General features: G+C 42.5%; 8 protein-coding genes, 1 tRNA gene and 1 pseudogene. All 10 read left to right on the top strand.

The window, feature by feature from the left end; genetic code table 11:
* The first annotated feature begins 57 nt into the window (after window positions 1-57).
* The gene (gene tgt, locus A5294_RS02915; protein ID WP_004106178.1) at window positions 58-1,383 is read left to right on the top strand and encodes a tRNA guanosine(34) transglycosylase Tgt; all 1,326 of its coding nucleotides are present in this window, start codon (window positions 58-60) and stop codon (window positions 1,381-1,383) included.
* A 75-nt stretch (window positions 1,384-1,458) separates the two neighbouring features.
* Window positions 1,459-1,541: transfer RNA gene (locus A5294_RS02910), tRNA-Leu, on the top strand.
* A gap of 176 nt (window positions 1,542-1,717) precedes the next feature.
* On the top strand, window positions 1,718-2,488 hold the full coding sequence (locus tag A5294_RS02905; protein ID WP_032842459.1) for an alpha/beta hydrolase: 771 nt from the start codon (window positions 1,718-1,720) through the stop codon (window positions 2,486-2,488).
* 54 nt (window positions 2,489-2,542) lie between these two features.
* Complete coding sequence (locus A5294_RS02900) at window positions 2,543-3,004, top strand: nucleoside deaminase (protein ID WP_004106182.1); 462 nt, start codon at window positions 2,543-2,545, stop codon at window positions 3,002-3,004.
* 390 nt (window positions 3,005-3,394) lie between these two features.
* Window positions 3,395-4,405 carry a LacI family DNA-binding transcriptional regulator gene (locus tag A5294_RS02895; RefSeq protein WP_004106183.1) on the top strand — a complete coding sequence of 337 codons (1,011 nt, stop codon included), beginning with the start codon at window positions 3,395-3,397 and terminating at the stop codon, window positions 4,403-4,405.
* A 216-nt stretch (window positions 4,406-4,621) separates the two neighbouring features.
* Window positions 4,622-6,115 carry a sugar ABC transporter ATP-binding protein gene (locus tag A5294_RS02890; RefSeq protein ID WP_032842457.1) on the top strand — a complete coding sequence of 498 codons (1,494 nt, stop codon included), beginning with the start codon at window positions 4,622-4,624 and terminating at the stop codon, window positions 6,113-6,115.
* A 171-nt stretch (window positions 6,116-6,286) separates the two neighbouring features.
* On the top strand, window positions 6,287-7,288 hold the full coding sequence (locus A5294_RS02885; RefSeq protein WP_004106187.1) for an ABC transporter permease: 1,002 nt from the start codon (window positions 6,287-6,289) through the stop codon (window positions 7,286-7,288).
* Window positions 7,289-7,549: 261 nt separating this feature from the next.
* Window positions 7,550-8,113: pseudogene (locus tag A5294_RS02880) on the top strand (substrate-binding domain-containing protein); the annotation flags it as partial.
* A gap of 223 nt (window positions 8,114-8,336) precedes the next feature.
* Window positions 8,337-9,176, top strand: a complete 840-nt coding sequence (locus tag A5294_RS02875) for an ABC transporter ATP-binding protein (protein ID WP_004106907.1) — start codon at window positions 8,337-8,339, stop codon at window positions 9,174-9,176.
* Window positions 9,177-9,193: 17 nt separating this feature from the next.
* Window positions 9,194-11,887 carry an ABC transporter permease gene (locus A5294_RS02870; RefSeq protein ID WP_064340419.1) on the top strand — a complete coding sequence of 898 codons (2,694 nt, stop codon included), beginning with the start codon at window positions 9,194-9,196 and terminating at the stop codon, window positions 11,885-11,887.
* The last annotated feature ends 147 nt before the right edge of the window (window positions 11,888-12,034 follow it).

The raw sequence follows: 12,034 nt of genomic DNA, 5'->3' as shown, positions 1-12,034 counted from the left end.
AATTTGGATATTGCCACATAAAAATATAAATTGTGCGTGTTTTTATTTATACTCGTCATGCCTTCTAATAAAGTAAATGCTATGACAAGTCTTCTTGAACATCCACGCGGAGCTGAGCCGGGGAAACCTGGTGACCGCAAAGAATTTTCGTTTACAACTAAAACGCGACTTTCCAATACTGCTGAAGGTAAAGGTCGTGACGGCGCTCGCTATGGGCGCACCGGCGTAATTCACACGCCTCATGGGGATATTCAGACCCCAGCATTTGTACCTGTTGCAACGCAAGCTGCAATGAAGGCAGTGTTGCCAGAAAGCATTAAGGATTTGGGTGCTCAGTGCATGCTTTCAAATGCTTTTCATTTGTACGAACGTCCTGGCGCGGATGTTCTTGACGAAGCTGGCGGATTGGGAAAGTTTATGAACTGGGATAAGCCAACCTTTACGGATTCTGGCGGTTTTCAGGTTCTTTCTTTAGGTGCTGGTTTTAAGAAGACTCTTGCAATGGACGTTACCGGCATGAAGTCGGATGATGTTATTGCAGCAGGTAAGGAGCGTATGGCTTTTGTTGACGAGGATGGCGTAACTTTTAAGTCTCCTCTTAACGGAGCCAAGCACCGTTTTAGTGCTGAAATTTCTATGGGAATCCAGCATAAGCTGGGTGCGGATATTATGTTTGCTTTCGATGAGCTTACTACTTTGATGAATACGCGTCGCTACCAGGAGGAATCGGTGGAGCGTACGTTCCGCTGGGCTAAGCGTTGTGTTGCTGAACATCAGCGTTTAACGCAGGAGCGCGTTGGCAAGCCTTATCAAGCGTTATACGGCGTTGTGCAGGGCGCGAATTATGAGGATTTGCGTAGGCATGCAGCTGAAGAAATTGCTTCTTTAGATTTTGATGGAGTTGGAATCGGCGGCGCTATTGAGAAGCGGATTATTGGTGATACTTGCGCATGGATTTGCGATGCTATGCCGGAAAATCGACCTCGTCACGTGCTTGGTATTGCCGCAGTTGACGATATTTTTGCGTGTGTTGAGAATGGTGGAGATACTTTCGACTGTGTTGCTCCTGCTCGTTGCGGAAGGAACGGCGCAATTTTTACTCGACATGGTCGCTACAACGTAAAACGTGCTGAGTTTAAGCATGATCAGCGTCCGCTTGAAGAAGGCTGCGATTGCTACACTTGTACGCATTATTCCAGAATGTATGTGGATCATTTGCTGCGCGCTAGTGAAATGAACGGATTTACGCTTGCAACTATTCACAACGAGCGTTTCTTTGTGAAGCTGCTCGACGATATTCGAGCTTCTATTGACGGCGGATATTTTGAAGAGTTTCGCGATGAAACTCTTGCTCATTATTACGAAAAAGGTGCAAAAGGCTGAGAGTAGTTTTGAGCGCAAAATGCTAGGCTAAATATTGCGAATTTATGTTAAATATGATAGCCTTGCACTTTGTATGCGAACGTGGCGGAATGGTAGACGCGCTGTCTTCAGGTGGCAGTGAGCGTATGCTCGTGCGGGTTCAAGTCCCGCCGTTCGCACTCGTCAAAAAGGCTGGAATTGCAAGGGTTTTGCCTCTTACGATTCTGGCCTTTTGTGCAAGTATAGTGCAAATATAAAGCAACTATATTGCAACTGCAGTGCAAAAAGTGCGAATGTTGTACAAACTTCTCGAGTATTGTACAAACTTCTATTTATTACAAGCGACGGTGATGTAATGAACGCTAACGATGAACTAAATACCAATAATGCAAATAACAATTCTTACAAATCTCATATCGGTCGTGAATCGCATGTTGTGCCTGGTTATTTTGGTGAGCCTTTAAAAGTTACAAATGCACAGTATTCGCAAGGGGATGCTTCAGCTCATCCAACGCATCCGCTGCTTCTGCTTCTTCACGGTTGGGGCTCTAATGAGGAAGATTTATTGGATTTGTTGCGAGTAGTGGCACCATATAATGATGCAATTGCTTTACGCGCTCCGCTTAAGCTGGCAGAAGGTGCTTACAGTTGGTTCCACGATGCTGTGCCGCAGCGAGAAGATTTAGATTACGACATGTATGCTGCTGCTGTCTCAATCGACGAGTGGGTGCGTGAAAATATTCCAGCAAATCGCGACATTGTGCCATTTGGTTTTTCGCAAGGAGCTGCGCTCGCAGTGCATGTTTTGCGTTTGAATCCTTCACGCTACCGTGCAGCCGTTTCGCTTTCCGGATTCATAGCTCCTGATGTTCCTGCTTCTGCATCTGAAATTGCTTTAAAAGATGACGATTTAGCTGAGCGTAATACTCCTGTATTTTTCGGCTATGGATTAGAGGATGGCGTGATTCCTCCTTACGAATTCTCGGCTGCTGCAGCGTGGCTTGAGGAGCACACTTGGCTTGAAGAACGTCGTTATCGCGGGTTGGATCACGCTGTTGATATGAACGAAATTGGCGATATTCGCAAGTGGTTCGTAACTCACGATATTTCTTCTGGGCTTATGTAAATTTATTCGATTTTGTTTTTTCTTAATCTGTAAATTAATCTGTAAAGTGATTTCATGAATATGCGCGATGAGATAGTATTTGCAATGAATCAAGCCTTGAATTTGGCTCGAGAGTCTGCTTCTGCAGGCGAAGTTCCAGTTGGAGCAGTTGTGCTTGATGGTGGCGGTAATATTATTGGCAAAGGCGCAAATATGCGGGAGCAGAGTGCTGATCCTTTGGCTCATGCTGAAGTGCTTGCTATGAAAGATGCTGCTATCTCGCGTAAATCTTGGAATCTATCTGACTGTACTCTGGTAGTAACTCTTGAACCTTGCCCCATGTGTGCTGGGGCTGTGCTGCAAACGCGTCTTAAACGCGTGATTTTCGGGGCGTGGGATGCCAAACTTGGTGCGTGTGGGTCTGTGTGGGATATTTTACGAGATCCTCATGTTGGCTCACGCCCGGAAGTCATTGGTTCAGTATGCGAATCTGAGTGTGCTAGGCTCTTGCGAAACTTTTTTGCGCATCAACGTTAGATAAGTGTTGCATTATTTTTTAATGTTGCATTTAATTCAAGATAGCGCAGTGCATGAAAAGTAATTTTTAGCGTGTTCCCCTTGTGTTCATTCTAACAAAATGTTATAGTTGCGGTAACGTTACCGCATGAGGTAAGTTGAAGAAACCGACAATTGTGGGAACGTTATCTCAATTTGCGGATTCTATTCAGCGCTGATGAAGCTGCTCGTTGAGAATAAGATTGCACAGAGGCTCTTATGCATGGTTGCATAGTGCTGTTTTTCTCCGACGAGAGGAGTATATGGAAAAACGTAGTATAAAACATGGAGTACAAGCTAAAATCAAAACATATCGATAACAGTGCAAAATTGTTAACACTGGTTGAGCATAAGAGATGAGCTGGAGGTGTCATGTCGTACATTACGATTCGCGATGTTGCGCAACGTGCTGGTATATCAGTATCAACTGTTTCTCGCGCATTGAATAATACGGGTCGTATATCGGCAAACACTAAGGCGAAAGTTGAGCGTGCAGTTGCGGAACTAGGTTATATACCAGATTCTCGCGCTCAGGCGATGCGGTCATCTCGTACTAAGACAGTGGGGTTACTTGTGCCAGATATACGCAATGCGTATTTTGCTGAGCTTGCGTATACTGTGCAAGACTCGTTGTTTGATGCCGGCTATTGTGCGTTTATTGGAACATCTTCTGAGAGTGCAGCTCGTCAAGATTCATTCATTACAAGTATTCTTTCTCAACGCATTGATGGTGCGATTATTGTGCCTCAAGGTGAGGAAACTGATGCTATGAGAATGTTGATGGAGCAGCATCTTCCACTTATGTTTATGGATCGACATGTGGAACCTCGGACTGGCGATTTAACGCATGTGCCAGTTGTGGATTCGGATCCAGAGCAAGGTATTCGTGACGCATTATTGGATGTTAAACAACATGGTTTTTGCTCAGTTGGCTACGTGTCGGGTCCAATTATCGCTTCACCGTCACTGCAAGAACGTGAACAAGTATTTCGTACAGTGGCTTCGGAGATATTTGGCGAAGAACATGTATTTGTAGAATCTACGGGATTTGAACAATCCTCATGTGCTAGCGTGTTGCATCGCATGATTAGCGTTGGTGTAAAAGCGCTTATTATCGGCTATTCGCCAGATGCGCTGCGAGTGATGGATGTAATGGCTCGTGAAGGATTAGTGATAGGCAGTGATATTTCACTTATCTCGTTTGATGATGTTGAAATATTCCGCTTAGCAACGCCGCGTATTTCTACTATTTCGCAACAAGTTCAGCGCATTGGTCGTACTAGTGCTGCACTTTTTTTGGATATGTTAGAACATAATGTTGATGTTCAATCGCAGCGAGTAGAAACTATGTATATTCCGCGTGAATCGTTAGGAAATGCGTAGCTGTAAGGCTGTTATTCTATAGCTTGACACTATTGTTATTGATTTTTGTACCGTGACTTTGTAAGCGTGTGCAGCAATCGCCTGAGCGTACCGTTGTTGTTACGTTTTTGCATGCACATTGCGGCATAATTCTCATCCAAAGTACAAGCGTAATGTAGCGTAATTTATTGCATTTTCGTGGCAGCAGTGGTGCTGTAGCGAAGAAAGAGGTAGGACATGACGGAACTATCGCTAGTAGGAGTATCGAAAATATTCGGTAATTCTACGGTAGTTGACAATGTGTCTGTAACAGTAAAACCAGGTGAAGTGCATGTTCTCCTTGGTGAAAATGGTGCGGGCAAGTCAACAGTTATTAAGATGATGAGTGGCATTTATCAGCCAGATAAAGGTCATATTGAGATCAATGGTGAAACAGTGCGAATTCCTAATGTGGATACTGCTCGCAAATTGGGCATTGCTGTGATTCACCAAGAGTTAAATTTGGTGCCAGAACTTTCTATTATGGAAAATTTGTTCCTTGGTATGCTTCCTACGAAAGCTGGTTTTGTTAGTCGGGCGACGATGCGTGCTCGTGCGGAATCTGCATTGCAAGTTATCGGTTTAGATGAAGATGTCAATAAGCCAATGGGACAACTTGGTGTAGCTCGTCAACAAATGGTAGAAATAGCCAAAGCACTTATGCAACATGCATCTATCCTTATTCTTGATGAACCAACAGCTGCTCTAACAAAACCAGAATGTGAACAGTTATTTAACATTATGGAAGATTTAAAATCCAAAAATGTTGGAATGGTGTTTATTTCTCATCATTTAGATGAAATTGCGCGTATTGGTGATGTTGTAACTGTACTTCGCGATGGCAAATACGTCGATACTGTTGATGCGCAAGTTCCTGAGAAGGAACTTGTAAAACTCATGGTAGGTCGTGATATTACAAATCAATTCCCTCATGGCAAACGTAGTCAAGGCAAAGAGCTGCTAAAAGTAGAAGGCTTAACGCGAAAAGGTACGTTAGAAAATGTATCCTTCAGCGTTCATGCTGGCGAAGTTGTGGGTCTTGCAGGTTTGGTAGGTGCTGGTCGTACCGAAGTTCTTCGTGCAATATTTGGTGCAGATAGTTATGATTCAGGTTCAATAACTGTTGATGGTAAATCTATTGCGAAAGCGAATATTGCAGGAAGCATCGCAGCTGGTCTTGGTTTAGTCCCAGAAGATCGTCGAGTACAAGGGTTGATTCTTGAAGCATCTGTTGCAGAAAATTTGGGAATTTCTACATTAGTTCCTACAGCACATGCAGGATTTGCGGATTTGAAAGGGCAGCGTACTCGCGAAGAAGAAACTGCAAAAAAATTGCGTATTCGTATGGCAAACATTGATCAACCCGCTGGTTCGCTATCTGGCGGTAATCAACAAAAAATCGTGTTCGGCAAATGGTCTATGGCGAACGTGAAAGTGCTATTGCTGGATGAGCCTACTCGTGGTGTTGATGTTGGTGCTCGTGTAGAAATTTACGAGTTGATTAACAGTATCGTAGAAAATGGAGGTGCTGTGCTGATGGCATCCTCAGATTTGCCTGAAGTGCTTGGCATGTCAGATCGCGTATTGGTGATGTCGAACGGCAGAATCAGCGGTGAATTAGCTGCAAGCGAGGCTACGCAGGAAAGTGTGATGGAGCTTGCAGTGACTCACCTTAATACATCTGGTATTTGAGCATACAGGAATGAGTAAAACCTTACTGCTTTCAATATGAAACTGATACATGAGCCATATTGAAATCTTAAAAATTAAAGTTACCAATCAAACGTAAAACTTGCATACAACAATTTATTGCACACAGTAGTGCAGTGAGTTATAGCAAAATTTGTTAAAGGAGTATAAATTATGGCTGCTACGAGTAGTGCAAAATCTGAGCATTTGGGATACGGTGCAGTTGATAAAGGATTTTTGCCTGCAGCGAAAAAGTTTGCGTCACGTAATGGCGCTCTTATCGGCTTGATTATCTTGTGTGCTGCGCTTTCGTGCGCCACGCCAGCATTTTTGACAAGTGTGAATATTCTCAATGTGGGTATTCAAGCTGCGACAGTTGCTATTTTGGCATTCGGTCAAACCTTTGTCATCGTGTCCGCTGGTATTGATTTGTCAGTAGGTGCGGTGGCTGCAATTTCTAGCATGTTGGTTGCGTATACAGGCGTTTCTATGGGGTTGCCGCCAGTGTTAACTGTTGTTGTAGGTATAGTAACCGGTGCGCTTTTTGGTCTTATTTCAGGTGTTGCGAACGCTTTTCTTAAGTTACCATCGTTTATTGCTACATTGGCAATGATGTCTGTTGCGCGTGGACTTACCCTTGTTGTTTCAGACGGTCGTCCTATTTCTACCTCTGGCATGGTGAATTTCTTTGGTGCCAACATATTAGGTATTCCAATGCCAATCGTGATGATGATTATCATGGGTGTTATTGCTGCAGTAATACTGAACTTCACCACTACTGGTCGTTCTATGTATGCTGTTGGTGGAAATATGGAGGCCTCTCGCCTTTCTGGTATCAATATTCATAAAACACAAATTATGGTGTTTATTTTTTCCGGTATTTTCGCTGCCATCGCTGGTTTAGTTATTGCCGGTCGTTTACATTCCGCTCAGCCTCAGGCCGCCACTGGCTATGAAATGGATGCTATTGCTTCTGTTGTTATCGGTGGTGCTTCGCTTTCAGGCGGTAAAGGTAAGATTTCTGGCACTTTCGTAGGAGCAATTTTGCTGGCTGTAATTCGTAATGGCTTGAATATTTTGAATGTTTCCTCCTTCTGGCAGCAAGTAGTTATTGGTTTGGTTATTGCCTTTGCTGTGAGCCTTGACACTTTGCGCCGCAAGGAAGATACGCACTGACAGCAAATTAATACTTTTTATAAACTTGATCTTCTCGTAGGAAGGAGGTGAATCTTGCAAATGTTGATTCGTAAGTGGCGAGTAATCAATATTTTCAGCAAGAATTGAAACGATTTGGAATATTATAACTGAACTTTATAACTCAAAACTACGTAACAATAAGGTAAAGAGATGGTGAAACATCAGCCTTATGTCACTGCAACATTGTGGATTTATCGAACTAAAAACTTGCGGTAGCACAGGGCAATAATCAAAGGAGATATGATGAATTATCCAATTATGCGTCGAGGCGTAAAGATTGCTTGCGCGGTTGCAGCAGCATCTGCACTTATTGTCAGCATGAGTGCATGTGGTAGTACTAATGGTGGCGATAAAGTCGCATTGCTAGTTTCTACTTTGAATAATCCGTTCTTTGTGGATTTACGTGATGGTGCCCAAGCTGAAGCAAAGAAACTTGGTGTTGATTTGCAAGTTTCCGACGCTCAGAATGATTCTGCAAAGCAGCAGGATCAAGCGCAGAATGCTCAATCACAAGGTGCAAAAGCTGTTATTATTAACCCTGTAGATTCTGATGCTGCTGGTCCTGCAGTTGCCCCGTTGCTAAGCGCGAACTTGCCTGTGATTTCTGTTGACCGTTCTGTAACTGGTGAAAAAGTTACTTCGCATATTGCTTCCGATAACGTTGCTGGTGGTGCTCAGGCTGCTGACACGCTAGCTAATAGTATGGGCGAAAAGGGTGAAGTTTTGGTTTTGCAAGGTATTCCTGGAGCGGCTTCTACTCGCGACCGTGGCAAAGGATTCAAAGATCGWATTAAAAANTATTCMWRAAGATCCATTACCATTTTATTCGGAGCGCATTCGTATTTGTATGTGCTCCGATTTTTTATACATTATGTAAATTTACGCATCATACTTTAGGATGAGATGCTAATTTTTTCTCAATAATTTCCGCCTTACGCACGATAGTAACCAGCAGTCTTTTCACGTAAATTTAAGTATTAGCAGTAGATAACTATGCGATTACTACTTTTTAAGAAAAGGAGCAGTTATGAACAGTCCGTACGAAACAAGCTCATACGAGCAAGAAAATGCTTTAGATTTTAGAGCAGATTTTAACCAAAACTTGATTGGTGAGACGGCAGTTGCAGCTTTGCATGTTGTTAAAGATTTTGGCAAGGGTGCAGGCATTGTTCACGCTTTGCGAGACGTTAGTGTTAGCTTTGAGCGCGGCAAGTTCACTGCGATTATGGGCCCGTCTGGCTCTGGAAAGTCAACTTTAATGCATTCTTTGGCTGGTCTTGACAGCGTTAATTCTGGAAAAGTTTTGGTAGATGGCCTAGATATTACAGGAATGAGCGATAAACAGCTTACGCTTATGCGACGCGAAATGGTTGGGTTCATTTTCCAAAGTTTTAATCTTCTTCCAATGTTTAGTGCTGAGCAAAATATTCTTATGCCTCTTACTTTGGCAGGCAAAAAGCCAGATAAGCAATGGTTTAATACTTTGGTTTTAACTCTTGGCTTGCAAGATCGCTTAAAGCATAGGCCTGCTGAGCTTTCTGGCGGTCAGCGACAACGCGTTGCAATTGCTCGAGCTTTAATCTCTAAGCCTTCCGTAGTTTTTGCGGATGAGCCTACCGGTAATCTTGACTCTGCTTCCAGCTCAGAAGTTTTGCATTTTTTGAAGAAGTCTGTAACGGAACTTGGTCAAACTGTGATTATGGTTACTCACGACGCTGTTGCAGCGTCTTATGCGGATCGAGCAATCGTGTTTGCAGATGGTCAAATCGTTGAAGACGTGCAAAATCCTACTGCAGAAGGAATGAGCAAGATGCTTATGGAACGCAGCGAGGCTGGCGTTAATAATCAGCCTGCTCAATTGCAATAAAAGGTGGTGAAGTTAGAATGTGGAAAATCGCACTAAAACTTATGCGTAAAAGCGTGCGCATGCTAATCGCCTCTGGAATTGCAATTCTTATAGGCAGCATGTTTATGAGCGCTACTTTGCTTTTTGCAAACAGCGTTGATGACTTGATGGTTCGTAACGCAACAAATGAATTCGGTAGCGCAAATTATGCAATCTCATTTAAAAATCCTAACAGCTCTCCGAGTAGTGAAATTCATTACAAAGACCTTCATTTAGACAAAATATCGAAGATGCCTGGTATCAACGGTATTCGTAGTGACGATGCGACTGCGCTTGTAAGAGTGGAAAAAGGTGATAAATCAGTTACAAGTATTGCTTGGTCTAGTGGTTTGTATGGAAATCTTCCTGTTTATAAATCAACAGAAGGTAGAGATCCGCAAAAAATAGGCGAAATTACGCTTATTAAAAGTATTGCAAAATCAATACATGCAAACATTGGCGATACTATAACTTTGGTTAAAGTAGATGACACTGGCGGAGATAAAGAAAAATCGTACGATGTTCGTGTGGTTGGTCTTGTAGACGATGGAGAACATTCTCAAATACCAGTTTCAAATCGCGGCACGTATCTTGGTGGAGTAACGAATGATTTTTGTGCAAAACTCAACAATCTTAAGAATTTTGACAATGAAGTTGTGCAAAGCAAAGTGTACATGAGTATTGATGAATCTAAAATAAACGATTTATCTCCTAAGATTAACTCTTTGCTTCCTTCGAGATTCTCTCTTATGTCTAGGCATGAAGTTGGCGTAAGAGCTGTTCGAAATGTGTCTAACGGCACTAATTTTGTAACCATGTTCTTGCTATCTTTTGGTATCCTAGCGTTGCTTATTTCTTCGCTTGTTATAGCAAACACATTTCAAGTTTTGGTTGCTCAACGCAGACGCACTCTTGCACTTTTGCGCGTAATCGGCGCACAATCGCACCAGCTTTATGCAGCAGTTTTGCTTGAAGCCGCAATACTTGGAGTTATTTCTGCGGCTGTTGGCGTGCTTTGCGCAATAGGATTTATGGGCGCAATTAGTAACGTGAATATTAATTCTGGACCGTTATCTAAGATTCCTTTGATTGTTTCACTTCCGGCAATTGTGTGGCCAATAGCAATTGGCACGATTGTAACAGTTCTTGCATCTATGAGTGCTGCTCGATCTGCTACAAAAGTAACGCCTATGGAAGCGCTGCGACCAATGGATTTGATTAAAGATAAGCGTGCAAGCATTATTCGCGCTGTTTTTGGCGTTCTGTTTATTGTTGTAGGTATTTTAGCTACGGCTTTAAGTGCTACTTCTTTGGCAAGCATGATTGCGGGTAAGTCGCCTACTGCTGGTTCTGACTCTTGGATGACTTTGCTTGGAGCAATGTTTGGTTGTGCGCTTGTTTTTATTGGCATTATTATTACAGCAACATTCTGGATGCCGTTTGCTATGAAGGCAACTGGAGCAATTATGGCGCTTTGTGGGCCCGCGTCTAAAGTTGCTAATGCAAACGTGCAAAGAAATCCTAGAAGAGTTGCAGCAACTGGAACAGCTTTGCTTATTGGAGTAACGCTTGTTTCTACAGTAGTAACGGGCGCAATTTGTGGTAAAGCAACTCTTAAAGGTGTTGTTGATGACCATTACAGTGTTGACATTATTATTCAAGGCAAGAATGTTGATGAATCTTTAGCTGCCGACATTTCAAAGATTAGTGGAATAAAGCATACTGAGTTGCTTCCTGCAGTTCCTATGACTTTTAAGAACGCTAAGGGCAAAACTGAGTATGCTATGGCAGCTGGAGTTGATAATGTAAATCAACTTAAAAATGTAATGCACACTGATCTTGATGGCGTTAATATAAACAAAGATTCTGTGCTTTTGCCTAAGTTTAACGAAGAAGGGGGAGAACCCTTTGAACTTAAAAAAGGAAACCTTAATCTACAAGCTTATGTAGAAAAGTACAGTTCTGGTGAAACAGACAGTGATGATATTACGCCATTTACCGGAATGAATACAGACCCGAGTAATAACGATAAGAGCATTACTGTAAAGCAAGTTCAGTTTAAGAAGTATAGGAATGTCAATATATATTCAAGGAATACTGCTTTTGTGAGCAAATCTTACTTCAATAACTACCTTAAGCCTACAACGCATATTCTGCTTATTTCGGTAGACTCTAGCAAAGCTAATCTTGTAGATATTGTTAAGAATATTAGAAATATTACATCTAGCTATGCGGAGGTTATGGCTGGTGGAAGCGTGTTCCAGCGAGCGCAGTGGGAAAGTGCTATCGACGTAATGATGATGTTGCTTGTTGGCTTAATAGCAGTAGCTGTTGTGATTGCTTTAATAGGTGTTGCAAACACATTAAGCTTGTCTGTTATTGAGCGAACCAAAGAATCTGCAACTTTGCGAGCAATCGGCATGACAAGAGGACAGGTTAGAAGATCTCTTGCGTTGGAAGCAACGTTGATTTCCTTAACAAGCACCGTTTCTGGCTTGATTGTTGGAACAGCGTTTGGGTGGATTGGATCCTACATGGTGTTTAGCGCAATTGGCAAAGTTCCGTTTGTAATTGATTGGACTATTTACGCGGTTCTTGCTCTAATCGCTTTGCTTGCAGCGCTTCTTTCCAGCGTTCTTCCAGCTCGTAGAGCAGTAAAGTCTTCGCCAGTAGTTGCGCTCGCGGAGGACTAAATTTCGTAAGAACATATGTGAAAAGATAGTCTGTAGAAGTTAAGTTGCAGAAAAAATAGAGATAATGCCGGTATGTAAATTTTACTTATCGGCATTATCTTTTTCTTAGGCTTTTTCGACACTCTGAAAAAATTTGTAATATTGTTA

The organism is Gardnerella sp. 30-4 (assembly GCF_001641215.1).
Taxonomy (GTDB): Bacteria; Actinomycetota; Actinomycetes; order Actinomycetales; family Bifidobacteriaceae; genus Bifidobacterium; species Bifidobacterium leopoldii.
Note: the sequence above shows the minus strand (reverse complement) of the source record. Positions and strands in the feature narration are given on the sequence as shown.